The sequence below is a fragment of the Variovorax sp. HW608 genome (assembly GCF_900090195.1).
In the GTDB taxonomy this organism is placed as follows: Bacteria; Pseudomonadota; Gammaproteobacteria; order Burkholderiales; family Burkholderiaceae_C; genus Variovorax.
Genome location: NZ_LT607803.1, coordinates 6,046,331 through 6,068,652, shown reverse-complemented (window position 1 = coordinate 6,068,652; position 22,322 = coordinate 6,046,331). Strand labels below are relative to the sequence as shown.

General features: G+C 67.6%; 25 protein-coding genes. 20 read left to right on the top strand and 5 right to left on the bottom strand.

Annotation, left to right across the window (positions count from 1 at the left end; translation table 11 throughout):
- The first annotated feature begins 28 nt into the window (after nucleotides 1–28).
- The 9 genes from VAR608DRAFT_RS28705 (at nucleotide 29) to VAR608DRAFT_RS28665 (ending at nucleotide 8,594) form a co-directional block, all read left to right on the top strand.
- Complete coding sequence (locus VAR608DRAFT_RS28705) at nucleotides 29–1,204, top strand: acetyl-CoA C-acyltransferase (RefSeq protein WP_088957169.1); 1,176 nt, start codon at nucleotides 29–31, stop codon at nucleotides 1,202–1,204.
- A gap of 123 nt (nucleotides 1,205–1,327) precedes the next feature.
- Nucleotides 1,328–3,160, top strand: coding sequence for an acyl-CoA dehydrogenase (locus VAR608DRAFT_RS28700; protein ID WP_088957168.1), 1,833 nt, complete (start codon nucleotides 1,328–1,330; stop codon nucleotides 3,158–3,160).
- Nucleotides 3,160–3,360: a hypothetical protein gene (locus tag VAR608DRAFT_RS28695; RefSeq protein WP_088957167.1), complete on the top strand. Its 201-nt coding sequence runs from the start codon at nucleotides 3,160–3,162 to the stop codon at nucleotides 3,358–3,360. The genes VAR608DRAFT_RS28700 and VAR608DRAFT_RS28695 overlap by 1 nt, the downstream gene beginning before the upstream one ends.
- 15 nt (nucleotides 3,361–3,375) lie before the next feature.
- Entirely contained in the window at nucleotides 3,376–3,660 is a 285-nt protein-coding gene (locus tag VAR608DRAFT_RS28690; RefSeq protein ID WP_088957166.1) for a Dabb family protein, read from the top strand.
- Nucleotides 3,661–3,675: 15 nt separating this feature from the next.
- Nucleotides 3,676–4,470: an SDR family oxidoreductase gene (locus tag VAR608DRAFT_RS28685; RefSeq protein ID WP_088957165.1), complete on the top strand. Its 795-nt coding sequence runs from the start codon at nucleotides 3,676–3,678 to the stop codon at nucleotides 4,468–4,470.
- A gap of 1 nt (nucleotide 4,471) precedes the next feature.
- Nucleotides 4,472–4,933: a PaaI family thioesterase gene (locus VAR608DRAFT_RS28680; protein ID WP_088957164.1), complete on the top strand. Its 462-nt coding sequence runs from the start codon at nucleotides 4,472–4,474 to the stop codon at nucleotides 4,931–4,933.
- A 19-nt stretch (nucleotides 4,934–4,952) separates the two neighbouring features.
- Entirely contained in the window at nucleotides 4,953–5,969 is a 1,017-nt protein-coding gene (locus VAR608DRAFT_RS28675) for an NADP-dependent oxidoreductase (protein WP_088957163.1), read from the top strand.
- Nucleotides 5,970–5,989: 20 nt separating this feature from the next.
- Nucleotides 5,990–7,630 (top strand): isovaleryl-CoA dehydrogenase, encoded by a 1,641-nt coding sequence (locus VAR608DRAFT_RS28670; protein WP_088957162.1) that lies wholly within the window; start codon nucleotides 5,990–5,992, stop codon nucleotides 7,628–7,630.
- 25 nt (nucleotides 7,631–7,655) lie between these two features.
- Nucleotides 7,656–8,594 (top strand): glutathione S-transferase family protein, encoded by a 939-nt coding sequence (locus tag VAR608DRAFT_RS28665; protein ID WP_088957161.1) that lies wholly within the window; start codon nucleotides 7,656–7,658, stop codon nucleotides 8,592–8,594.
- Between the two features lie 6 nt (nucleotides 8,595–8,600).
- Here the strand turns inward: VAR608DRAFT_RS28665 and VAR608DRAFT_RS28660 are convergent, their stop codons facing one another.
- Nucleotides 8,601–9,416, bottom strand: a complete 816-nt coding sequence (locus VAR608DRAFT_RS28660) for a class I SAM-dependent methyltransferase (RefSeq protein ID WP_088957160.1) — start codon at nucleotides 9,414–9,416, stop codon at nucleotides 8,601–8,603.
- 129 nt (nucleotides 9,417–9,545) lie between these two features.
- Between VAR608DRAFT_RS28660 and VAR608DRAFT_RS28655 the strand changes: the two genes are divergently transcribed.
- From VAR608DRAFT_RS28655 to VAR608DRAFT_RS28615, 9 genes are all read left to right on the top strand, one after another.
- The gene (locus VAR608DRAFT_RS28655; protein WP_088957159.1) at nucleotides 9,546–10,451 is read left to right on the top strand and encodes an SDR family oxidoreductase; all 906 of its coding nucleotides are present in this window, start codon (nucleotides 9,546–9,548) and stop codon (nucleotides 10,449–10,451) included.
- Nucleotides 10,452–10,577: 126 nt separating this feature from the next.
- Complete coding sequence (locus VAR608DRAFT_RS28650) at nucleotides 10,578–10,937, top strand: DUF1428 domain-containing protein (RefSeq protein ID WP_088957158.1); 360 nt, start codon at nucleotides 10,578–10,580, stop codon at nucleotides 10,935–10,937.
- 171 nt (nucleotides 10,938–11,108) lie between these two features.
- Complete coding sequence (locus VAR608DRAFT_RS28645) at nucleotides 11,109–11,732, top strand: paraquat-inducible protein A (RefSeq protein ID WP_088957157.1); 624 nt, start codon at nucleotides 11,109–11,111, stop codon at nucleotides 11,730–11,732.
- Nucleotides 11,729–12,409 carry a paraquat-inducible protein A gene (locus tag VAR608DRAFT_RS28640; protein ID WP_088957156.1) on the top strand — a complete coding sequence of 227 codons (681 nt, stop codon included), beginning with the start codon at nucleotides 11,729–11,731 and terminating at the stop codon, nucleotides 12,407–12,409. The genes VAR608DRAFT_RS28645 and VAR608DRAFT_RS28640 overlap by 4 nt, the downstream gene beginning before the upstream one ends.
- Complete coding sequence (locus tag VAR608DRAFT_RS28635) at nucleotides 12,406–14,016, top strand: PqiB family protein (RefSeq protein ID WP_088957155.1); 1,611 nt, start codon at nucleotides 12,406–12,408, stop codon at nucleotides 14,014–14,016. The genes VAR608DRAFT_RS28640 and VAR608DRAFT_RS28635 overlap by 4 nt, the downstream gene beginning before the upstream one ends.
- Nucleotides 14,013–14,645 (top strand): PqiC family protein, encoded by a 633-nt coding sequence (locus VAR608DRAFT_RS28630; protein WP_088957154.1) that lies wholly within the window; start codon nucleotides 14,013–14,015, stop codon nucleotides 14,643–14,645. The genes VAR608DRAFT_RS28635 and VAR608DRAFT_RS28630 overlap by 4 nt, the downstream gene beginning before the upstream one ends.
- A gap of 15 nt (nucleotides 14,646–14,660) precedes the next feature.
- The gene (locus VAR608DRAFT_RS28625) at nucleotides 14,661–15,203 is read left to right on the top strand and encodes a methylated-DNA--[protein]-cysteine S-methyltransferase (RefSeq protein WP_088957153.1); all 543 of its coding nucleotides are present in this window, start codon (nucleotides 14,661–14,663) and stop codon (nucleotides 15,201–15,203) included.
- Nucleotides 15,204–15,266: 63 nt separating this feature from the next.
- Nucleotides 15,267–16,472, top strand: a complete 1,206-nt coding sequence (locus VAR608DRAFT_RS28620; RefSeq protein ID WP_172843911.1) for a multidrug effflux MFS transporter — start codon at nucleotides 15,267–15,269, stop codon at nucleotides 16,470–16,472.
- Complete coding sequence (locus tag VAR608DRAFT_RS28615; RefSeq protein WP_088957152.1) at nucleotides 16,459–17,916, top strand: MFS transporter; 1,458 nt, start codon at nucleotides 16,459–16,461, stop codon at nucleotides 17,914–17,916. The genes VAR608DRAFT_RS28620 and VAR608DRAFT_RS28615 overlap by 14 nt, the downstream gene beginning before the upstream one ends.
- A gap of 13 nt (nucleotides 17,917–17,929) precedes the next feature.
- Here VAR608DRAFT_RS28615 and VAR608DRAFT_RS28610 read toward each other — a convergent pair whose 3' ends face one another.
- The 3 genes from VAR608DRAFT_RS28610 to VAR608DRAFT_RS28600 are packed head-to-tail and all read right to left on the bottom strand — an operon-like array spanning nucleotide 17,930 to nucleotide 19,096.
- The gene (locus VAR608DRAFT_RS28610) at nucleotides 17,930–18,487 is read right to left on the bottom strand and encodes a recombinase family protein (protein ID WP_088957151.1); all 558 of its coding nucleotides are present in this window, start codon (nucleotides 18,485–18,487) and stop codon (nucleotides 17,930–17,932) included.
- Between the two features lie 7 nt (nucleotides 18,488–18,494).
- Nucleotides 18,495–18,869, bottom strand: coding sequence for a DUF5615 family PIN-like protein (locus VAR608DRAFT_RS28605; protein ID WP_088957150.1), 375 nt, complete (start codon nucleotides 18,867–18,869; stop codon nucleotides 18,495–18,497).
- Nucleotides 18,866–19,096: a DUF433 domain-containing protein gene (locus tag VAR608DRAFT_RS28600; RefSeq protein WP_088957149.1), complete on the bottom strand. Its 231-nt coding sequence runs from the start codon at nucleotides 19,094–19,096 to the stop codon at nucleotides 18,866–18,868. Before VAR608DRAFT_RS28600 ends, VAR608DRAFT_RS28605 begins: the two co-directional genes overlap by 4 nt.
- A 588-nt stretch (nucleotides 19,097–19,684) precedes the next feature.
- Between VAR608DRAFT_RS28600 and VAR608DRAFT_RS28595 the strand changes: the two genes are divergently transcribed.
- The gene (locus VAR608DRAFT_RS28595; protein ID WP_157731147.1) at nucleotides 19,685–19,915 is read left to right on the top strand and encodes a hypothetical protein; all 231 of its coding nucleotides are present in this window, start codon (nucleotides 19,685–19,687) and stop codon (nucleotides 19,913–19,915) included.
- Nucleotides 19,916–19,920: 5 nt separating this feature from the next.
- The gene (locus VAR608DRAFT_RS28590) at nucleotides 19,921–20,142 is read left to right on the top strand and encodes a helix-turn-helix domain-containing protein (protein WP_088957147.1); all 222 of its coding nucleotides are present in this window, start codon (nucleotides 19,921–19,923) and stop codon (nucleotides 20,140–20,142) included.
- Between the two features lie 638 nt (nucleotides 20,143–20,780).
- On the opposite strand, the gene VAR608DRAFT_RS28585 is transcribed toward VAR608DRAFT_RS28590, so the two are convergent.
- Complete coding sequence (locus VAR608DRAFT_RS28585) at nucleotides 20,781–22,241, bottom strand: alpha/beta hydrolase (protein ID WP_088959026.1); 1,461 nt, start codon at nucleotides 22,239–22,241, stop codon at nucleotides 20,781–20,783.
- Nucleotides 22,242–22,322: the final 81 nt, after the last annotated feature.

Sequence of the window (22,322 nt, the reverse complement as noted above, 5' to 3'; positions counted from 1 at the left end):
ACATCCCTCTTCTTCAAAGGACCACACCATGACCAGCGCCGTCATCGTCTCCACCGCCCGCACGCCGCTCGCCAAGAGCTGGAAGGGCTCCTTCAACATGACGCACGGCGCCACGCTCGGCGGCCACGCGGTGCAGCATGCGGTCCAGCGCGCCGGCATCGATCCGGCCGAAGTGGATGACGTGATCATGGGTTGCGCCACGCCTGAAGGCGCGACCGGCTCCAACATCGCACGCCAGATCGCGCTGCGTGCCGGCCTGCCGATCACCACCTCGGGCATGACCATCAACCGCTTCTGTTCGTCGGGCCTGCAGACCATCGCGACCGCGGCCCAGCGCATCATCGCGGGCGAGGGCGAGGTCTACGTCGCCGGCGGCGTCGAGAGCATCTCCTGCGTGCAGAACGAAGCCAACAAGCACATGCTGGCCGATCCGTGGCTGGTCAAGCACAAGCCCGAGATCTACTGGAACATGCTGCAGACGGCGGAGCAGGTCGCCAAGCGCTACAACATCGGCCGCGATGCGATGGACGAGTACGGCGCCGCCAGCCAGCAGAAGGCCAGCGCGGCGCTCGAAGCCGGCCTCTTCAAGGCCGAGATCGCGCCGATCACCGTGCTGGCCGGCGTCGCCGATCCGGTGATGGGCCTGCGCACCAAGGAAGTCACGGTCGAGAACGACGAAGGCATCCGCCCCGGCACCACCAAGGAGGGCATCAGCGGCATCCGCTCGGCGCTGCCGGGCGGACTGATCTCGGCGGGCAACGCCAGCCAGTTCTCCGACGGCGGCGGTGCCTGCGTGGTGGTCGACGAGAAGTACGCCGAGCAGAAGGGCCTCAAGCCCCTCGGCCGCTTCCTCGGCTTCGCGGTCGCGGGCTGCGAGCCTGACGAAATGGGCATCGGCCCGGTGTTCGCGGTGCCGAAGGTCCTCAAGCGGCTGGGCCTCAAGGTCAGCGACATCGACCTCTGGGAACTCAACGAAGCCTTCGCGGTGCAGGTGATCTACTGCCGCGACAAGCTCGGCATCCCGGGCGACCGCCTGAACGTCAACGGCGGCGCGATCGCCGTCGGCCACCCCTACGGCGTGAGCGGCCAGCGCCTGACCGGCCATGCGCTGATCGAAGGCAAGCGCCGCGGCGCAAAGAAGGTGGTCGTGACGATGTGCATCGGCGGCGGCATGGGTGCGGCCGGCGTGTTCGAAATCTTGTAGCTCGCCCCCAGGCTCGCGCACTTCGTGTCGCTCTCCACCCCCTGCCGGGGGCAACCCCAGCGGCCCGGCAGAGCCGGTTCCGCGGGGTATCCGGCCTTCGGGCCGTTGCATTGAGAACCAACCATGAGCCTTCGTCCTACTCTTGATTTCCTACTGTACGACTGGCTCCATGCCGAGTCGCTCAACGAGCGCGAGCGGTTTGCCGACCATTCGCGCGAGACCTTCGACGCGGTGCTCGACACCTGCGAGCGCATCGCGCGCGAGAAGTACGCGCCATTCAACCGCACCGTCGACACCCAGGAGCCGCATTTCGACGGCGAGAAGGTGATCCTGCCGCAGGCCACGCACGATGCGCACAAGGCCTTCGTCGAGTCCGGCATGATGAGCGCAGCGCAGGACTACGACATCGGCGGCATGCAGTTGCCCTACACCGTGCAGGCAGCGGCCAACAGTTTCTTCGCCATGGCCTCGGTCAGCATCGGCTCGAACATGCTCACGAGCGGCAACGCCAACCTGCTGATGGTGCACGGCACCGAGATGCAGAAGGAGGTCTTCGCCAAGAACGAGTTCTCGGGCCGCTGGGCGGGCACCATGTGCCTGTCCGAGCCGCAGGCCGGCTCCAGCCTCAGCGACGTGGCGACGCGGGCGGTGCCCGACGGCCCTGATTTCCAGGACGATCCGCTCGGGCCGCGCTTTCGGCTTACCGGCAACAAAATGTGGATCTCTTCGGGCGACCACGAGCTGACCGAGAACATCGTGCACATCGTGCTCGCCAAGATCCCCGACCAGAACGGCAAGCTGATTCCGGGCACGCGCGGCATTTCGCTTTTCATCGTGCCCAAGCGCATGGTCGACACGAAGGGGCAACTCACCGGCGAACGCAACGACGTGGCGCTGGCCGGCCTGAACCACAAGCTCGGCTGGCGCGGCACCACCAACACGCTGCTCAACTTCGGCGAAGGCAAGTACCCGGTGGGCGGCAAGGCCGGCGCGGTCGGCTACCTGGTCGGCCAGCCCGGCAAGGGCCTGCACTGCATGTTCCACATGATGAACGAGGCGCGCATCGGCGTCGGCACCGCGGCGGTGATGCTCGGCATGGCCGGCTACCACGCCTCGCTCGAGTACGCGAAGGCGCGCCCGCAGGGTCGTCCTGTCGGGCCGGCGGGCAAGGATTCCGCGAAGCCGCAGGTGCGCATCATCGAGCACAGCGACGTGCGCCGCATGCTGCTCGCGCAGAAGGCGTATTGCGAGGGCGCCCTCGCGCTGGAGCTCTACTGCGCCCGGCTGGTGGACGAGCAGAAGACCGGCACGCCCGAAGCCGCCGATGATGCGCGGCTGCTGCTGGAGGTGTTGACCCCGATCGCCAAGAGCTGGCCGAGCGAGTGGTGCCTCGAAGCCAATTCGCTCGCGATCCAGATCCATGGCGGCTATGGCTACACGCGGGATTTTCCGGTCGAGCAGTACTGGCGCGACAACCGCCTGAACATGATCCACGAGGGCACGCACGGCATCCAGGCGACCGACCTGCTCGGACGCAAGGTGCTGATGGAAGACGGACGCGGCCTCACGCTCCTGGGCGCCCGGATCGCGGCTACCATCGAGCGCGCCGCCGCGCTGCCCGCGCTGGCCGGCCATGCCAAGGCCCTCGGCGCGGCGCTGCAACGTGTGGCCGCCGCGACGAAGGCCGCATGGTCCACCGGCAATCCGCAGGAGGCACTGGCCAACGCCGTGCCGTACATGCAGGCCTTCGGCCACGTGGTGCTGGCCTGGATCTGGCTCGACGTCGCGCACCGCGCCTTGCAGGCCGACGGCGCGAAGTCGCTGCCGGCCACCGCGGGCCGCGTCGGCGCAACGGACTTTTTCTTCAACTACGAACTGCCGAAGATCGGCGCCTGGCTCAATGTCGTCGAGTCGCGCGACCCGACCTGCGCCACATTGCCCGAGGAGGCTTTCTGATGACCGAAACCAAAGCGCACGCCACGCTGGAAAAATGGATATGGATCCTGATCTACGGCGGCCTGCTCATCCTGATCCTCGGCATTGCGACCGGGCGCGCGGAGCCGGCACTCGGCTGGACCCTGGCCGTGCCCGGTGCGGTGGTCGCCGCGGTGGGCTTCGTGCTGATCTATGTCCGCTCGCGACTCTCGAACAAGTAACGCCAAGGAACAGCCATGATCAAACACATCGTCATGTGGAAGCTCAAGAACCCGGGCGACGCGGCCAGATTCAAGGCCCAGCTCGACAGCTGCAAGGGCCTGGTACCCGGCATGCGCGAGTTCGAGGCGGCGGTCCGCACCGAGGGCCTCGAAGCCAACGTGGACGTCGTGCTCGTCTCGGCCTTCGACGACCAGGCGGCGCTCAAGGCCTATCTTGAGCATCCGGTGCACGTCGCGGTCTCGGCCGTCCTCGGCGGCCTGCGCGAATCGCGCACCGTGCTCGACTACGAAACCCACTGATCCCCCGGAGACACCATGACTGCAAGAAGCATCCAGAAATTGTTCGACCTGAGCGGCAAGGTCGCGCTGGTCACCGGCGGCTCCCGCGGCCTCGGGCTGCAGATGGCCCATGCGCTCGGCGAGGCCGGCGCCAAGATCATGCTGAGTTCGCGCAAGGCCGAGGACCTCGAACAGGCCGCGGCCGAGCTGCAGGCGGCCGGCATCGATGCGCGCTGGATCGCCGCCGACTGCTCCAGGGAGGAAGACACGCGCCGCCTGGCCGACGAGACGCTGGAGCGCATGGGCGCGGTCGACATCCTGGTCAACAACGCCGGCGCGAGCTGGGGCGCACCGGCCGAAAACCATCCGGTCGAGGCCTGGGACAAGGTCATGAACCTCAATGTCCGCGGCTACTTCATCCTCGCGCAGCAGGTCGCGCGCAGCTACATGATCCCGAAGAAGAGCGGCCGCATCATCAACATCGCGTCGATCGCGGGCCTGAACGGCAACCCGCCCGAGATGCAGACCATCGCCTACAACACCTCCAAGAGCGCGGTGATCGGCTTCACGCACACGCTGGCGGCGGAGTGGGGCAAGTACGGCATCAACGTCAACGCGATCTGCCCGGGCTTCTTCATGACGAAGATGGCGGCCGGCCTGATCAAGTCGATCGGCGAGGAGAAGATGGCGGCGCACGCGCCGCTCGGCCGACTCGGCGACGAGGAGGACCTCAAGGGCATCACGCTGCTGTACGCGAGCGATGCCGGCAAGCACATCACCGGCCAGTGGCTGGCCGTGGATGGCGGCGTGAGCGTGGTCCTTGGCGCTTGAGATGAACGATTCCAGCAACAGCATCAACCTGCGGTCCTATACGGATCAGATTCCCTTTGCGCGCCATCTCGGCTTCGAGATCGCGAAGTTCGAGGGCGGCGAGTCCGAGCTGCGCTACACCGCGAAGCCCGAGCATCTGAACACCTTCGACGTGACGCACGGCGGTGCGGTGATGACGATGCTCGACATTGCCATGGCCGCCGCGGCGCGCAGCGAGACGCCGGAAATCGGCGTCGTCACGATCGAGATGAAGACCACTTTCATGGCCCCTTCGGTCGGCCCGCTCGTCGCGCGCGGCAAGCTGCTGCATCGCACCGCCACGATGGGCTTCACCGAGGCCAGGATCTACGACGCGCAGGAGCGCATCTGCGCGCATGCGACCGGCACTTTCAAGTACGTCAAGCGCCGGCTGCCGACCGGACCCGCGAGCGCCAACGAGATGCGCCCGCCTTCGACCGACTGATTCCGACACGGAGACTTCCATGCCCACCAACAAGCAACAGATCCTCGACAACCGCCCCGAGGGCGAAGCCGTCGCCAGCAACTTCAAGCTCGTGACCAGCGAGACGCCGCCGCTCAAGGACAACCAGGTGCTGGTCCGCCATCACTACATGAGCCTCGATCCCTACATGCGTGGCCGCATGAACGAGTCCAAGAGCTATGCGCAGCCGCAGCCGCTCGGGCAGGTGATGCAGGGCGGCACGGTCGGCGAGATCGTCGAAAGCAAGCACCCGAAATTCGCGGTGGGCGACAAGGTGGTCGGCTTCGGCGGCTGGCAGGAATACAGCGTGGTCGATGCCTCGCAGCCCGGCATGCTGCGCAAGGTGGACACCACGCACGTGCCGCTGTCGCACTACCTCGGCGCGGTCGGCATGCCCGGCGTCACCGCCTGGTACGGCCTGGTGAAGATCATCAACCCGAAGGCGGGCGAGACGCTGGTCATCACCGCGGCGAGCGGGGCGGTCGGCAGCGCTTTCGGCGCGCTCGCCAAGGCGCGCGGCTGCCGCGTGGTGGGCATCGCGGGCGGTGCCGAAAAGTGCAAGTACGTGACCGACGAGCTCGGCTTCGACGCCTGCATCGACTACCGCCAGCACCCCGACGTCAAGAGCATGAGCGCGGCGCTCAAGGAAGCCTGCCCGAGGGGCATCGACGGCTACTTCGAGAACGTCGGCGGCTACATCTTCGATGCCGTGCTGCTTCGCGCCAACGCCTTCGCGCGCGTCGCGCTGTGCGGGATGATCGCGGGCTACGACGGCCAGCCGCTGCCGCTTGCGAACCCGGCGCTGTTCCTCATCAACCGCATCAAGCTCGAAGGCTTCATCGTCAGCGAGCACATGGAAGTGTGGCCCGAGGCGCTGGCCGAGCTCGGCGCGCTGGTGGCAAGCGGCAAGCTGCGCCCCCGCGAGTCGGTCGCTGAGGGCATCGAGGCCGCGCCCGAAGCCTTCCTCGGCCTGCTGAAGGGCCGCAACTTCGGCAAGCAGCTCGTCAAGCTGATCTGACAACGCCACGGAGACCGGCCATGGATACGACTCACGAAGTGTTCAACCAGCCGGCTCCGCTGACCGGCTACAACCTCTTCGAAACCAACCGGCCGCTGCAGGGCGCGCTGAAGTTCAACGCGCCGCAGTTGCACACCGCTGCGCTGGGCCACCTGGGCGCGGCGCTCGGCTCGGCCGAGATGCAGACGCACGCGCGGCTCGCGAACATCCACACGCCGGTGCTGCACACGCACGATCGCTTCGGGCGGCGCATCGACGAGGTGGAGTTCCATCCGAGCTACCACGCGCTGATGTCGACCGCGGTCGGGGCCGGCCTGCACGGCACGGCCTGGGCGGCCACCGGGCCCTCGCCGCATGTGCATCGCGCGGCCGGCTTCATGCTGTTCACCGAGCTCGAGCCGTCGATCCTGTGCCCGATCTCGATGACCTACGCGGTCGCGCCGGCGCTGCGCGGCAATGCGGCCATCCATGCCGACTGGGGGCCGAAGCTCGCGAGCCTCTGGTACGACCCGAGCCTGCAGCCGTGGTCCGACAAGCCCGGCGTGACCATGGGCATGGGCATGACCGAGAAGCAGGGCGGCTCGGACGTGCGCGCCAACACCACGCGCGCGGTTCGCGCGGGCAGCGATGCGTGGGGCGAGCGCTACGAGATCACCGGCCACAAGTGGTTCTTCTCGGCGCCGATGTGCGATGCCTTCCTGATCCTCGCGCAGGCGCCGGCAGGCCTGTCGTGCTTCTTCCTGCCGCGCGTGCTGGGTGACGGCAGCCGCAACGCGATCCAGATCCAGCGGCTCAAGGACAAGCTCGGCAACAAGGCCAACGCGAGCTCCGAGGTCGAGTTCCGCGGCGCGACCGCCTGGCTCGTCGGCGAGGAAGGGCGCGGCGTCCCGCAGATCCTCGAAATGGGCACGATGACGCGGCTCGATTGCGCACTCGGCACCACCGGCCTGATGCGCCAGGCAGTCAGCCTCGCGCTCAACCACACCGCGCAGCGCAGCGCCTTCGGCAAGCCTCTCATCGAGCAGCCGCTGATGAAGAACGTGCTGGCCGACCTGGCGCTCGAAAGCGAAGCGGCCACCGCGCTGGCGATCCGCCTCGCACGCGCCTTCGACCGGCCGGACGACGAGCACGAGCGCCTGATGGCGCGGCTGCTCACGCCGGTGGCGAAGTTCTGGATCTGCAAGCGCGGCAGCCTCGTGGCGCAGGAGGCGATGGAATGCCTCGGCGGCAACGGCTACGTGGAGGAGGGCGGCGAAGGCGTGATGGCGCGCATCTATCGCGAGATGCCGCTCAATTCCATCTGGGAGGGCGCCGGCAACATCATGGCGCTCGATCTGCTGCGCGGCCTGCGCAAGGGCGATGCGGTCGCCGCCATCGCGCAGGAGATCGCGCCCGCGCGCGGCACCGACGCGGCGCTCGACCGCCTCGCCGATGCCTTGCCCGCGCGCATCGAAGCGATGGCGACCGAACCCGAAGCGCGCCGCCTGGCGCAGGATGTGGCGCTGGCGGTGCAGGGCGCCCTGCTGGCGCAGACGGCACCGGGCGAAGTCACGAGCGCCTTCTGTGCATCGCGCCTCGGCGGGGACTGGGGCCATGTGTTCGGCACGCTGGGCCGGGCGGTCGATTTCGATGCGATCATTGCCCGCGCGCAGCCGCACTGAATTCAACGCAACGGTAAGGATTTCCATGGCAGACCTGATCCTCCATCACTACGCGACGTCGCCCTTCTGCGAGAAGGTACGGCTGATCATGGGCTTCAAGAAGCTCAGCTGGAAGTCGGTGATCGTTCCGCAGATCATGCCCAAGCCCGACTACGTGGCGCTCACCGGCGGCTACCGCCGCGTTCCGGTGCTGCAGATCGGCGCCGACATCTACTGCGACACGGTGCTGATCTGCGACGTGCTCGAACATCTCACGCCGCTGCCTTCGCTCTATCCCGAGCCGGGCAAGGGGCTGTCCCGGGTGGTCGCACAGTGGGCCGACAGCAGCCTGTTCTGGGCCTCGATGGCCTACAGCTTCAGCGGCAAGGGAGCGGCGGATGTCTTCGCCAAGGCGCCGCCCGAGGCCGCCAAGGCCTTCGGCGAGGACCGCAAGGCCATGAGCGGCAACATGGTCCGCCTGCGACCGGGCGATGCCACGTCGGCCTACAAGTCGTACCTGCGGCGGCTGTCCGACATGCTCGACGACACCGACTACCTGCTCGGCGGCTACCCGACGGTGGCGGACTTCGCCTGCTACCACCCGCTGTGGTTCACGCGCAAGCGCACGCCGTCGATGGCGGAGATCCTCCAGCTCACGCCCGCGGTGGTGGACTGGCTCGACCGCATGGCCGGCCTCGGCCACGGCACGATGGAGATGTTCGACGAGCCCCAGGCCTTCGAAGTCGCCAGGGCCTCGACGCCGCACACGCTGCTGTCGGACAGCACCTTCCAGGACGACCACGGCATTCCGCTCGGCTCGCACGTCACCATCGCCGCCGAGAGCTTCGGCCAGGAGCCGACCGACGGCGAGCTCATCGCCGCCACGCGCACGCACTACACGCTGCGCCGCACCGGCGAGCGCTTCGGCACGGTGCACGTGCACTTCCCGCGCATCGGCTACGTGCTGCGAAAGGTCGAGGGCTGAGCGCGATCAGCGGCGCGCGGTGACGATGTGCGCCTGGATCTTGCTGTCGACCGGCCCGGTGCCGAAGCGCCGGGCGATGGCGGCCTCGCAGACGGCCGTGGCTTCGGCGAAGCTGCCCGAGCGGGCTTCGATCTCGTTGCGCAGCGGCGTGCCCTCGCAATAGGCAAACGCCGCTGCATGCGCCGATGCGGCGCGGCTGCGTGCGGCGACGGTTTCGAAGCCGGGGTTTGCAGCGAATCCCGCGTTTGCGAGATCGCGCTCGATCACCTGGCGATCGTGGTAACCGTGCGGCACCCGCACCAAGAAGCGTGGCGGGTCGGAGGGGAACAGTTCGGCAAGCGCCTGCGTCGCGACATCGGCGAATTCGTTGTCCTCGATGCGGTCCCAGACGTCGAAGAGGAACACGCCGCCGGGCCGCAGCACGCGGCGCGCTTGCGCATACGCGGCGGCCCTGTCGGGGAAGAACATCGCGCCGAACTGGCAGACCACCACGTCGAAGCTCGCGTCCTCGAAGGGGAGCTGCATCGCGTCGGCCTGCTGCCAGTGCACGGGCCGCGGCGTGCCCGTGGCGGCGGCGCGGTCGAGCATGGGCTGGTTCAGGTCCGTCGCGATCAGCTCGGCACCGGCCGGCAGGGCGCGCGCCATGGCGCGCGTGACGACGCCCGTGCCGGCGGCGGTCTCCAGCACGCGCGAGGGGGCCAGCGCCGCGACGCGCGCCGCGAGTTCGGCCGCGTAGGGCTCGAAGATCATCGGGACGAGATATTCGTCGTAGAGCGCCGGGATCGAGCCGGCAAACTGGATGTCCGAAGCGGGGATCGCCATCGCGTGCCTCCTGGGTGCTGCCCGGCGCGATTGTGGACCCGTCGGGCACCTTTGCGACTGCGCCGATCGGCTTTCCGTATTTCAATAGCGGTTTCGCACACCACTCAAGAGACGAAAGGACACGCGCAAATGATTCAGGATTTCAAGGGCACCACGGCGGTTCTCACCGGCGCCGGTTCGGGCTTCGGCCTGGAGTGCGCGCGCATCGGCGCCGCCCGCGGCATGAACCTCGTGCTGGTCGACGTACAGCAGGACGCGCTCGACAAGGCACGCGCCGAGATGGAAGCGGCCGGCGTGCAGGTGATGGCGCGCAAGGTCGACGTGGCCGATGCGAAGCAGATGGAGGATCTGGCCAAGGCCGTGCAGGAGCGCTTCGGCGCGCCGCATTTCGTCTTCAACAACGCGGGCGTGGGGGCAGGCGGACTGGTGTGGGAAAACACCGTGGCCGACTGGGAGTGGGTGCTGGGCGTCGACCTCTGGGGCGTGATCCACGGCGTGCGCCTGTTCACGCCGATGATGCTCGAAGCCGCCGCCAAGGACCCCTCGTACCGCGGCCACATCGTCAACACCTCGAGCATGGCCGGCCTGCTGACGCCGCCCAACATGGGCATCTACAACACCGCGAAGGCTGCCGTCGTGAGCCTCACGGAGACGCTCTACCAGGACCTGAAGCTGGTCACCGACCAGGTCGGCGCGAGCCTGCTGTGCCCGTACTTCGTGCCCACCGGCATCACGCAGAGCGAGCGCAACCGGCCCGATTCGCTCGCGAGCGGCAAGCCGACCAGGAGCCAGCTCATCGGTCAGGCGATGAGCGACAAGGCGGTGAGCAGCGGCAAGGTCACCGCGGCCGAAGTCGCGCAGAAGGTGTTCGAGGCCATCAGTGCGAACCAGTTCTACGTCTTCAGCCACCCGAAGGCGCTGGGCAACGTGAAGAGCCGCATGGAGAACATCGTCGCCGTCGTCAACCCGGCCGATCCGTTCCTGGAGCGCCCGGAGATCGGCGCGAACCTGCGCGCCCAGCTGCGCGCCGGGTGATGGCCCGTCGCCGGCGCCGGCGAATGCCCGCGCCGGCGAATGGGACTTGGGGTGGCGCGGCAGGCTGCTTAGACTGGACTCCAGGCTTCGGTATCGTCTGCCGATCCACAACAAGGAGATGCTTGCATGGCCTACGTCGATGGATACGTCCTCCCGGTCCCCAAGGGCAATATCGAGAAGTACCGCGAGCTGGCGACGCGGGCCGCCGCGATCTGGCGCGAGCACGGGGCGCTGCAGTACCGCGAATGCATCGCCGATGACGTCAAGCCCGGTGAAGTCACCTCGTTCCCGCAGAGCGTCCTGTTGAAGGACGACGAGACGGTCGTGTTCGCCTACGTGGTCTTCAACTCGCGGGACCATCGCGACGAAGTCAACGCCAAGGTCATGAGCGACCCGCGCCTGGCCGACATGATGGACATGAAGAACATGCCCTTCGACGGCAAGCGCATGTTCTGGGGCGGCTTCGAAGTGCTGGTCGAGGCCTGAGCGTCGGACCGGCAGCGGGCTGCGTTCCGGGAACTGGCCGTTCCAGTACGGGTCGCACGGGTGGCCCCGATCCATACGGTCTCTCCCGGTGGCCAGGAGGCTTCCGGCGCGGGTACGGGTCCTGCTTGATTTCCTTGTCGCCAAGGTCACCGACAATGGGCGGCCGAGGCCATGAAAGAAATCCCTGACGCCATCGTCTGCGAAGGTTGCGACGCCATCTGCCGCCGCGTGGCCCTGCGCCCGCGCGAGGTGTCGCGCTGCCCGCGCTGCGGCACCGAGCTCGACCGGCACCCCGGCGACCAGCACGCGCGCATCCTGCCGCTCACCGTGGCCAGCCTGATCCTCTTCGCGATCGCCAACCTGTTCCCGATCGTCGAGATGGAGTTGCAGGGCCTTTCGAGCGAGACCACGCTCGCCGGGGCCGTGGTGGCGCTCGCGTCGGAGGGCATGTCGCCGGTCGCGCTGCTGGTGCTGGCGACGACGATCCTCTTTCCGCTGCTGCAACTGTGCATCCTGGCCTACCTGCTGGTGCCGATGGCCTACGAGCGCCGGCCGGCGGGTTTCGGCGTGCTGGTGAAACTGCTGCTGTCGCTGCGGCCCTGGGGCATGGTCGAGGTCTTCCTGCTCGGCGTGCTGGTGGCATTCATCAAGCTGAGCAGCATGGCGCACGTCATCGCCGGGCCGGCCCTCTGGGCCTTCGGGGTGCTGACGGTGCTGCTGACGGCCGTGATCTCGTTCGACCCGCGCGCCTTCTGGGAAGTGGCCTTCGAGGCCCGTCCGGGACAAGACGAATGAACGACGAACCCGCCCCCTTCGAGACCGCGGCAGAGCGCGGCCTCCTCGCCTGCCACCACTGCGGCAGCGTGTGGGAAGGCGCCTCGGAAGGCGAGCGCTGCGCACGCTGCGCCACCCGGCTGCACAGCCGCAAGGCCGACGCCTTCAACCGCACCTGGGCCTATCTGATCGCCGCGGCCATCCTCTACCTGCCGGCGAACATGCTGCCGGTGATGATCACCAAGAGCCTGTTCGGCACGCAGCAGGACACCATCCTGAGCGGCGTGATCTACTTCTGGGTCTCGGGCGCCTACGGGCTCGCGGCGCTGATCTTCGTCGCGAGTTTCCTGGTGCCGCTCTTCAAGCTGACGGCGCTGACCCTGCTGAACTACCTGTCGCAGCGCGGCAGCGACTGGCGGCAACTGGAGCGCGCCAAGCTCTACCGCGTCCTCGAAGCGATCGGGCGCTGGTCGATGCTCGACGTCTTCGTGGTCGCGCTGCTCGCCGGGCTGGTGCGCATCCACGGCTTCGCCGAGATCACCGCGGGCTTCGGCATCGCCGCCTTCGGTGCGGTGGTGGTGCTGACCATGCTCGCATCGCTGAGCTTCGACCCGCGTTCCACTTGGGACGTGCGAAACGAGCCAGCCCCCGAGGGCCGGACCGACGACGATATGAAAAACAGTGGAGAAACCGCATGACCACACCTCCGCTGGCCGCACCGGCGGTCGCGAAACGACGCAACTGGCTGCCGTCGCTGATCTGGCTGATCCCCATCGTGGCGGCGCTGGTCGGCATCACGCTGGTCGCGCGCATCCTGATGGAACGGGGCCCCGAGGTCGTGCTGACCTTCCGCACCGCCGAAGGCCTCGAAGCCGGCAAGACCGCGGTCAAGTACAAGGACGTGCAGATCGGCACGGTGCAGAACATCCGCCTTGCGCATGACCGCTCGCATGTGCGCGTGCTGGTGCAGCTCAAGAAGGAAGCCTCGGGCTTCACCGCCAAGGACACGCATTTCTGGGTGGTGCGGCCACGGCTCGACACCTCGGGGATCTCCGGTCTCGGCACCTTGCTGTCGGGCGCCTACATCGGCGCCGATGCGGGCATGTCGGAAGAGAGCTCGGGCGAATTCACCGGCCTCGAATCGCCGCCGATCGTGACGCGCGATGCATCGGGGCGCCAGTTCCTGCTGCGTGCGCGCGACGTGGGTTCGCTCGACATCGGCTCGCCGGTGTATTTCCGCCGCATCAAGGTGGGCCAGATCGCGGCCTTCGAGCTCGACGGCGACGGGCGGGGCGTCACGCTGCGCGTGTTCATCAATGCGCCTTACGACAAGTTCGTCGGCGTCAACACGCGCTTCTGGCACGCCAGCGGCTTCGATGTCGAACTCAACGCGGGCGGCCTCAAGGTGCGCACGCAGTCGCTCGCCACCGTGCTGCTGGGCGGGATCGCCTTCCAGTCGCCCGACGACGTGAGCGGCCCGGTGGCGCAGGAGAACACCGCCTTCACGCTGTCCGACGACGAGACCTCGGCGATGAAGGAGCCCGACGGCCCCTCGCAGACGGTGCTGCTCTATTTCAACCAGTCGCTGCGCGGGCTGTCGCCGGGTGCGGCGGTGGATTTCCGCGGCGTGGTGATCGGGGAGGTCAAGTCGATCGGCGTGGAATTCGACCGCAACGAGCGCGAGTTCAAGATGCCGGTGGTGGTCCAGATCTACCCCGACCGGCTGCGGCGCCGGTCGGCGACCCCGACCGATCCGCGCTTCACGCAGCTCGACCGCTGGCAGTTCCTCGTCAGCAAGGGGCTGCGCGCGCAATTGCGTACCGGCAGCCTGCTGACCGGGCAGGTCTACGTGGCGATCGATTTCTTCCCTGATGCGCCGCCGGCCAAGCTCGACATCACGCGCAATCCGATGGAGCTGCCGACCACGCCCAACAGCCTGGACGAGTTGCAGGCGCAGGTCTCCGACATCGCGCGCAAGCTCAACAAGGTGCCGTTCGACGAGATCAGCGGCGACCTGCGCAAGGCGATGGCCTCGCTCAACCGGACGCTCGTGACCACGGAGCAACTGGTCAAGGGCCTGCACGACAACGTCTCGCCCGAGATGGCCGCCGCGATGAAGGACGTGCGCCGCACGCTCGGAACGGCCGAGAAGACCATCGCCGACGACTCGCCGCTGCAGCAGGACCTGCGCCAGACGCTGCAGGAGATCACGCGCGCGGCGGGCTCGCTGCGCGTGCTGACCGACTACCTCGAGCGGCATCCCGAGTCCCTCGTGCGCGGCAAACCGGAGGACAAGCAGAAATGACGAAGAACCCCATCCGACTCGCCGCCGCGGCGCTCGCGACCGCCTGGCTGATGGCCGCCTGCGGCAGCGCGGGCGGGCCGCAGTACTACAGCCTCGCGCAGGCGAGCCCGCCATGGTCCGCCGCGGTGAAGACGGGCAGTGCGCCCGACTACATCGAGCTGGCGCCGATCGCGATGCCCGAGCGTTTCGCCAGGCCGCAGTTCGTGGTCCGCAAGAAGGACGCGCCCGACAGCCCGGCGGTCGACATCCTCGAGCAGCATCGCTGGTCCTCGTCGTTCGAGGACGAACTGCGCGACGCGCTCGGCAGCGGCATCGCCAGCCGGCTCGGCGCGGTCGACGTGACCAAGACCGGACGCCAGCGCGGCCAGCCCGCGACGCGCATCGCGGTGCAACTGGGACAGTTCGATGCGATCGAGGGCAAGCGGGTCGACGCCAGCTTCACCTGGACCGTACGCCGCACCGACGAAGGCCCGGCCACCGGCTGCCAGCTCTCGATCTCCGAGCCCGTGGGGGCAGGCTTCGATGCGCTGGCGCAGGGTGCGCAGCGCGTCACGGCCAGGCTGGCCGATGCGATCGCCGGCAGCGTGTCGGCGGCGAAGGCGAGCCAGGTTCCGAACTGCGCGGCCTGAGCATTCGGCGGCGGCATGAACCCGACCGGCTTCGCGTTGTTCGCCACCGCCATCGGCGCGTGCGGCATCGCGTGGGGGCCGCGCGGGCTCGTCGGCGTGCAGTTGCCGGAATCGGCGGAGGACGCCACGCGGGCGCGCATGGCGCGGCGCTTTCCGGCGCGGGGCGAATGCGAACCGCCGCCCGAGGTGCAGCGCGCCATTGCCTCGATCCGCGCGCTGCTGGACGGCGAACCGCTGGACCTGGCCGAGATCCAGCTGGATCAGGAAGGCATCAGCGAATTTCATCAGCGCGTCTACGCCATCGCGCGCCGCATCCCGCCCGGCCGCACGCGCACCTATGGCGAGATCGCGGAAGAACTCGGCGACAAGGGGCTCGCGCGTGCCGTCGGGCAGGCGCTCGGGCTCAACCCCTTCGCGCCGGTGGTGCCGTGCCATCGCGTGCTCGCGGCCGGCGGCAAGTGGGGCGGCTTCTCGGCCCATGGCGGCGCGGCATCGAAGCTGCGCATGCTGGCGATCGAGGGCGCGCGGCCGGACAGCGATACCGAACCGCTGTTCTGACTAGCACAACCCGGCGTTTCGTGCATCGCACGGCCCATCGAGACCTTGGCGACAATCCGCCGGATGACTTCATCGCGCTTCTTCAGGATCGCGCTCGTGCTGGGCCTCTTGTCGGCCATCGGGCCGTTCGCGATCGACATGTATCTCCCGGCCTTGCCCGAGATCGGCAGCAGCCTCGATGCCGCCATCGGGCCGGTGCAGATGAGCCTCACGGTGTTCTTCATCGCGCTCGGCGTGGGTCAACTGCTGTACGGGCCGGTGTCGGACATGGTCGGGCGCAAGCCGCCGCTGTATTTCGGGCTCGGGCTGTTCGCGCTCGCGAGCATCGGTTGCGCAATGGCGACCGACATCGAGATGCTGATCGCGCTGCGTTTCGTGCAGGGCCTCGGCGCAGCGGCCGGCATGGCGATCCCGCGCGCGGTGGTGCGCGACCTGCACACGGGCAACGACGCGGCGCGGCTGATGTCGCTCCTGATGCTGGTCTTCAGCGTGTCGCCGATCCTGGCGCCGCTGGCCGGCAGCGCGGTCATCGCTTTCACCGGATGGCGCGGCGTGTTCTGGGTGGTGTCGGTGGCGGCGGTGATCGGCCTTGCCACCATCGCCTCGGTGCTCAAGGAAACGCGGCCCGCGAAGGAGCGCGTGGAGAGCAGCATGGGCAGTGCGCTCAAGGCCTACGGCGTCCTGCTGCGCGATGCGCACTACCTCGGGCTGGTCTTCATCGGCGCTTTCGCGATGGCGGGCTTCTTCACCTACCTCGCGAATTCCTCCTTCGTGATGATCGACCACTACGGCCTGTCGCCCACGCTGTACAGCGTGGCCTTCGGCGTCAACGCCGCGGCCTTCTTCGGCGCGGCGCAGCTCAACGGCATGCTGTGCGAGCGCTTCGGCATCGTGCGCGTGGTCAAGACCAGCGTGACCGCCTGCGGCGTCGTGATGACGGCGATGTTCCTCTACTACCTGGGCGGCGGCGACCGGCTCGCAGTGCTGATCGTGCTGTACTTCATCGCGAGCGCGCTGATGGGCTTCGTGATCCCGACCACCTCGGTGCTCGCGCTCGAACAGCACGGCGCGATCGCCGGCACCGCCTCGGCACTGCTCGGCACGCTGCAGATGCTCACCGGCGCGGTGGTGATGGCGGTGGTGGGCCTCTTCACCGACGGCCGGCCGCTGCCGATGGTCGCCGGCATGGCGGGCGGGGCGCTGATCGCCGTGGCGCTGGCGTGGATCACCCTCGGCGGGCGCCGGCCGGCCACCTATGCAGCGGGGTGAAGCGGTGTCGGCCACGACAGCATCCGCTTCCGCATCCGCCGTTGCCGCCCGCGACGGGCTTCCGTGGCCGCAGCGCGCGCATGCGATGGTGGTCATCATCCTCGGCATCGCGGTGGCGGTGCTCGACGGCACCATCGTCAACCTCGCGCTGCCGGGCATCGCGCGCGAACTCCGGTCCGATGCGTCGCACGCCATCTGGGTGGTCAACGCCTACCAGATCGCGACGCTGGTGATGCTGCTGCCGCTGGCATCGCTCGGCGACCTGATCGGCTACCGGCGCGTGTACCTCGTGGGCATGGCGCTGTTCGCAGTGTCTTCGCTGGCGGCGACTTTCGCGAACTCGCTCGAGATGCTGATCGGGGCACGGGCGCTCCAGGGCCTGGGCGCGGCGGGGATCATGAGCGTCAACTCGGCGCTGGTACGGCTCATCTACCCGCGCTCGCAGCTCGGGCGCGGCATGGCGATCAATTCGATGGTGGTGGCGACCGCTTCGGTGGCCGGGCCGTCGGTGGCGGCGGCGATCCTTTCGGTGGCTTCGTGGCCCTGGCTCTTCGCGCTCAACGTGCCGCTGGGCATCCTGGTGCTGACGCTCGGCATGAAGTCGCTGCCCGTCAGCCAGGCGCAGGCGGCTTCGGGGCGGCGCTTCTCGGGTGTCGATGTGCTGCTCAACGTGCTGATGTTCTCGCTGATCTTCATCGGCGCCGACCGGCTCGGCGTGCGCGGGGACCCGGGGCAGGGCATCGGCATCGGCGCCGGGGCGTGGGCGATCCTGCTGGCCGGCGTGGCGGTGGGCTTCGTCTATCTGCGGCGGCAGTTGTCGCTCGCGCTGCCGCTGTTTCCGGTCGATCTGCTGCGCATTCCGGTGTTCGCGCTGTCGATGGGCACCTCGGTCGGCGCGTTCTGCGCGCAGATGCTGTCGTTCATCGCGCTGCCGTTCCTGCTGCTCGAGACTTACGGCCGTTCGCACTTCGAGGCCGGCCTGCTGATCACCGCCTGGCCGCTCGCGATCGTCTTCATGGCCCCGATCGCGGGGCGGCTGATCGGCAAGTATCCGGATGGGCTGCTGGGAGGCATCGGTCTCGCGACGCTCGCTACGGGACTGGTGCTGCTGGCCGCCTTGCCTGCGCATCCGGGCAATGCCGACATCGCATGGCGCATGGTGCTGTGCGGACTGGGCTTCGGGCTGTTCCAGTCGCCGAACAACCACACCATCGTGACCTCGCCGCCGCCGCATCGCAGCGGCGCGGCGAGCGGCATGCTGGGCACGGCGCGGCTCACGGGCCAGACGCTCGGCGCGGTGATCCTGGCCGGCATCTTCAGCTTCTGGCCGCCGCACGACGGCAAGGGGCAGGTGATTGCGCTGTCGATCGCGGCCTGTTGCGCGGCGGTAGCGGCCGTGTTCAGCACGCTGCGCACGCGGCAGCCGATCGCGAAGCATGCGTAGGACGCAAAGCACGCTAAGCGTGCTCCGAGGCTGGTACCCAACGGTACAGAGTGGGCACGGACACACCCAGGTTCTTGGCTACGTCCCGGGGCGGCACACCGTTGGCCAGCAACTTCTTGGCTGACTCGATCTTGCTGTCGGTCATTTGTCGCTTGCGCCCGCCCGTGCGGCCGAGTCGTCGGGCGACTTCCAGCCCGGCGCGGGTTCGCTCGACTGTCAGTTCGCGCTCCATCTCGGCCAGGCTGGCCATCACGTGGAAGAAAAAGCGCCCGGACGGCGTGCCCGTATCGATGGCATCGGTGAGGCTCTTGAACTGGACCTTCTGATTGCCCAACTCGGTGACGAGATCCACCAGATGCTTGACGCTCCGCCCAAGACGATCCAGCTTCCAAACGACAAGTGTGTCGCCTTCACGCAGCATCTCCAGTGCCTTGGCCAGGCCAGGCCGCTCCTGCCGACTACCGCTGATCTTGTCGTCGAAAACCTTCTTGCAGCCGGCCTTCTTCAAAGCCGCGATTTGTAGATCAAGGTTCTGATCTTGCGTCGAGACACGCGCATATCCGATCAGCATGGTTCGTTCATCCCCTGGGCTGCAAAGGTAGCAGGCGCAAACGCGTGCGGTTCGGATCGACCGTGAGCAACGCGCCTTCCTCCAGCTCGGGGGCCATCTGCCGCAACGCGATGACGATCTGCTTGCCGATCGCGTCCGGGCTGACATCGTCAGCGCGAATCTGCACCACGCTGGGTTTCTCACCGTGGGTGGCCGCGAGGATCGCGCCGAAATCCAGGTCGTGAGTCAGCACCACGCAGTTGTTCGCGCTCGCATAGGCCATGATCTCCGAGTCCGGCGCGTTGTAGGCGCCAAGCGTCGACCAGTGTGTCGCCTCGATCCCCGCATCGGCCAGCACATCGACCCAGCGCGGCGACAGGTTCATATCGATCAGCAGCCTCATGAGATGGCCAGCGTGACCTCGCGTTCATCCGCGCGCCATGCGGCGTAGCGAAGCGCCTGCATGATGTCGTCGCGCTCCAGGTAGGGGAAATCGGTCAGGATTTCGTCGACGCTGTGGCCTGCGCCGATCTGGCCCACCACCATGCCGACCGTGACGCGCATTCCGCGAATGCACGCCTTGCCACCCATGACTTCAGGCTGTTGGGTAATGCGATTGAATTGACCCATATTGCTGCTCCTTATCGAAACTCGTTGTTATGGTAGGGGTTCGAGAATACCGTTTCAAGAACTGTTTGTGAGAATGGGAGTTGCCTCGGGGCCGCGCGCACATCGGCCGACGCGGCGAGGCTTCTAAAAAACCGGCGCTTCCAAGAGGAGGAGCAGCGGGCCCCCGTCGTTCAAACCGACACGGCGGGCTTCACCGGTCATGTCTTCTTGAATTGACCTTGTTTCTGTTTATCGATAAATCATCATCTTCATTCAGAAAAAAAAGGATGATGATGACTGCTCCAAACACCAACACGAGAAAGATCCGCAATGCCAGCCTGATCCTGGGGTGGTTCAGCCAAGCGCTGCTGCTAACCCTGCCGGTGCTGATCGGGATTTACTGGGCGACGGCTGGCGAGGAAACGCTTGGCATCCAGTGGCTCGGCCGCTCTGACGTGGTGCGTGGTCTGACCGGCTGGCATCGCTTGGCGGGTGGCATGCTCATGCTCTTGATGGCGGTTCCCATCCTCTGGGGCATCTTCCGGCTACGGCAGTTGTTTCGGCTCTTCGCGACCGGGCAATTGTTCGTGCGCTCCAGCGTTCCAGACCTTGCAGGCACTGGCCTGGGCTTTGATCAGTTTCGAGGTGGCCAGCATCCTGGTCCAGCCGCTGCTCGCGATGGTCCTGACCGCTTCCAACCCCGTGGGGGAGCGTTTCATCGCCATTGGTGTGAGCTCGGGCTCCGTCATGGCGTTGGTGACCGGCGGCGTGCTGCGTGTGTTGGCCTGGGTCATGGATGAAGCGCGCAAGCTGGAAGAAGACCTGGCGGGCACGGTGTAAGCGAAATGCCGATCATCGTTCGCCTCGACGTCCTGTTGGCCAAACGCAAGGTGCGCTCCAACGAACTCGCTCGCGCAGTCGGAATCACGGAGGCCAACATCTCGCTGCTCAAGTCAGGCAAGGTGCGGGCCATTCGCTTCTCGACGCTGGAGGCGATCTGCGACTACCTGGACTGCCAGCCGGGCGACCTGCTCGAATACGTGCATGCGCCTGGCGAGATGGATTGAGTTTGCGGAACATGAGCCTTCCGCGCGTGAGGCTTTCATGCGTCAGACAGATCCATCCTCGCTGGTTTGCCGTGGCACTTTCCGTGACGCTTCATGTAGGCATCATGGCGTTCCTGAGCACACGCAACGTCGCGACGACAAGGGCTCCGCGCCACGACGTGCCGCCGCCTCGAGCGATTGAAGCCTTCATCGTCGCGGCCCCTCGATCCGAACGCCCTGCGCTCTCGCCGATATCCGCTCCCGCTTCGACCGTACCGCCATCGAAGGCCCGATCGAGGGCGACGGCGAGAGGCCTCGTGACTCGCAGTCCGTCCGCAATGACGGTTCCCGCCGAGGCGATGCCTTCCAGCGTGCGGCCGGAGCTTCCATCAACCTCGTCACCTGCGCCGGAGCGTTCGTTGAATCTGACCTTGGATCGCGCGAGTCTTCAGGCCTTGTCGTCGGCCTCGCGGACTCAGCCACGGTGGCGCGGCGAAGCGACAGAGAGGGAAGCGCCCCTGGCGTCTGGCATCCGGCGCACGGTGCGCCCGGACTGCCGGACCCATGCTGCGCACCTGGGGTTGTTCGCCATAGCCCCTTTGGTGGCGGGAACAGTCTCCGAAGACGGGTGCAGGTGGTGAGCAGGGCGTCGCGGACGTTCAGGGCTGCGCCTTTGGAATGACCCCGCCGATCCGCTCCGCCATGTAGGGGTAGAACGGATTCGACGACAGCCGCGACAGCGAATCCAGGCTCACGATCAGCGCACCGCGCTCCCCGCGCATCGCCAGCGCGCCGAGGTTGACGCCGAACTCGTCGGTGTTGTCCGGCCGCATGCCATAGAGCGAATCGTTCATCGGGAAGGGCAGCGCGAGGTGCGACAGCGAGAACACCTCGAGCGGAAACTCCAGGTCCAGCGTGCGCGTCTTCTCGCTGGTCGCACCCGCTTCGGTGACGCGCTCCAGCACCTGCCGGCTGTCGGGCCCGGTGTTGGTGATGATGGTCGAGCGGAAGTTTCTCGGCGCGGCCGGCAGGATCCGGTCCAGCCGCAGGTCGCTGCCCGAACGCAGCAAGGGGCCGAACTTGATGCTGCGGTTCAGGTCGAAGAGCACCAGCTCGCTGCCGTTGGCCGGCAGCCGCGCATAGAGCCCGGTCACGATCGCGCGCGTGCTCACGGTGAAATCGATCAGCGACTGGAAGGTGAGGATCGGCGGCAGCCTCGCCAGGTTGCCCGCGCTTTCCTCGCGCGCGATGTGGGCGCGCAGGTCGCGCGTGAGCAGCGACGACTGCCGCGCCCCGTTGACCGGGAACGAGTTGTACTTGAAGGGGTTGAACTCGGGCACGATGCCCAGCCACGCCGCCTTCGCGAACGCCGGAAAAATGGCCGGCCAGCCGAACACGCCCGCGAAGCGCGAGAGCTCGGTGATGCCGATCATCGGCGCGATCAGGATCACGCGATCGGGCCGCGCGAGGTTCCGGTCGTCGAGCCCGTCGAGCGCGTACTTCATCGCCAGCGCACCGCCGTTGGAGAAGCCCACCACATGCAGCGGCAGCGGCGCGGGTGCGCGCCGGCGCGCTTCGCGCACCGCGAGGCGCGTGGCCTCCGACCAGTCTTCCCAGTCGACCTTCGTGAGCCCTGAAGGGACGGTGCCGTGTCCGGGCATGCGGATCGCGACGACGACGAAGCCGCGGTCGCGGTACAGCCCCGCCACGTGCCGCAGGCTGTAGGGCGAATCGGTCAACCCGTGCAGCAGCACGACCGCGCCGCGCGCTGCGCCTTCGGGCTCGAGGAGGTAGGAGCGGTTCCAGTCCTGCGCGAACCGGCCCGGGTAGATCGGGCTGTCCTTGAAATAGCGGTTGCCGGGCAGCTGCGCCTCGGGCGGCAGCTTGTCGGTGACCTGTGCGCGGACCTCGTCGAAGGCCTTGTTCTCGGCGGCGATGTAGGCGGCCCAATCGGCCTTGCGCAGTTCGCCCTGCGAGAGCTCGTGCGGGACGAAGGTGTGCCAGCGCTCGAGCGGCGGTCCGCGCTGCACGTCGTAGGTGCGCAGCGCGATCGCGGTGATGAGCATGATGACCAGCACCAGCGCGGTCCACTTCAGGAACTTCAACAACCGGGAAACCATGGCGGCCCTCTCGTGCTTGCGCGGCATGGTGCCGCTGCCGGCGGGCAATCTAGCACGAGGGGCATCGATGCATGCCCCCCA

Coding starts and splice junctions, on each gene's coding strand:
- VAR608DRAFT_RS28665 (WP_088957161.1), top strand. CDS start 7,656: ATGGCAGACCTGATCCTCCATCACTACGCGACGTCGCCCTTCTGCGAG.
- VAR608DRAFT_RS28690 (WP_088957166.1), top strand. CDS start 3,376: ATGATCAAACACATCGTCATGTGGAAGCTCAAGAACCCGGGCGACGCG.
- VAR608DRAFT_RS28695 (WP_088957167.1), top strand. CDS start 3,160: ATGACCGAAACCAAAGCGCACGCCACGCTGGAAAAATGGATATGGATC.
- VAR608DRAFT_RS28635 (WP_088957155.1), top strand. CDS start 12,406: ATGACCACACCTCCGCTGGCCGCACCGGCGGTCGCGAAACGACGCAAC.
- VAR608DRAFT_RS28685 (WP_088957165.1), top strand. CDS start 3,676: ATGACTGCAAGAAGCATCCAGAAATTGTTCGACCTGAGCGGCAAGGTC.
- VAR608DRAFT_RS28650 (WP_088957158.1), top strand. CDS start 10,578: ATGGCCTACGTCGATGGATACGTCCTCCCGGTCCCCAAGGGCAATATC.
- VAR608DRAFT_RS28645 (WP_088957157.1), top strand. CDS start 11,109: ATGAAAGAAATCCCTGACGCCATCGTCTGCGAAGGTTGCGACGCCATC.
- VAR608DRAFT_RS28640 (WP_088957156.1), top strand. CDS start 11,729: ATGAACGACGAACCCGCCCCCTTCGAGACCGCGGCAGAGCGCGGCCTC.
- VAR608DRAFT_RS28705 (WP_088957169.1), top strand. CDS start 29: ATGACCAGCGCCGTCATCGTCTCCACCGCCCGCACGCCGCTCGCCAAG.
- VAR608DRAFT_RS28620 (WP_172843911.1), top strand. CDS start 15,267: ATGACTTCATCGCGCTTCTTCAGGATCGCGCTCGTGCTGGGCCTCTTG.
- VAR608DRAFT_RS28630 (WP_088957154.1), top strand. CDS start 14,013: ATGACGAAGAACCCCATCCGACTCGCCGCCGCGGCGCTCGCGACCGCC.
- VAR608DRAFT_RS28700 (WP_088957168.1), top strand. CDS start 1,328: ATGAGCCTTCGTCCTACTCTTGATTTCCTACTGTACGACTGGCTCCAT.
- VAR608DRAFT_RS28670 (WP_088957162.1), top strand. CDS start 5,990: ATGGATACGACTCACGAAGTGTTCAACCAGCCGGCTCCGCTGACCGGC.
- VAR608DRAFT_RS28600 (WP_088957149.1), bottom strand. CDS start 19,096: ATGGGTCAATTCAATCGCATTACCCAACAGCCTGAAGTCATGGGTGGC.
- VAR608DRAFT_RS28680 (WP_088957164.1), top strand. CDS start 4,472: ATGAACGATTCCAGCAACAGCATCAACCTGCGGTCCTATACGGATCAG.
- VAR608DRAFT_RS28605 (WP_088957150.1), bottom strand. CDS start 18,869: ATGAGGCTGCTGATCGATATGAACCTGTCGCCGCGCTGGGTCGATGTG.
- VAR608DRAFT_RS28660 (WP_088957160.1), bottom strand. CDS start 9,416: ATGGCGATCCCCGCTTCGGACATCCAGTTTGCCGGCTCGATCCCGGCG.
- VAR608DRAFT_RS28615 (WP_088957152.1), top strand. CDS start 16,459: ATGCAGCGGGGTGAAGCGGTGTCGGCCACGACAGCATCCGCTTCCGCA.
- VAR608DRAFT_RS28585 (WP_088959026.1), bottom strand. CDS start 22,241: ATGGTTTCCCGGTTGTTGAAGTTCCTGAAGTGGACCGCGCTGGTGCTG.
- VAR608DRAFT_RS28590 (WP_088957147.1), top strand. CDS start 19,921: ATGCCGATCATCGTTCGCCTCGACGTCCTGTTGGCCAAACGCAAGGTG.
- VAR608DRAFT_RS28610 (WP_088957151.1), bottom strand. CDS start 18,487: ATGCTGATCGGATATGCGCGTGTCTCGACGCAAGATCAGAACCTTGAT.
- VAR608DRAFT_RS28625 (WP_088957153.1), top strand. CDS start 14,661: ATGAACCCGACCGGCTTCGCGTTGTTCGCCACCGCCATCGGCGCGTGC.
- VAR608DRAFT_RS28655 (WP_088957159.1), top strand. CDS start 9,546: ATGATTCAGGATTTCAAGGGCACCACGGCGGTTCTCACCGGCGCCGGT.
- VAR608DRAFT_RS28675 (WP_088957163.1), top strand. CDS start 4,953: ATGCCCACCAACAAGCAACAGATCCTCGACAACCGCCCCGAGGGCGAA.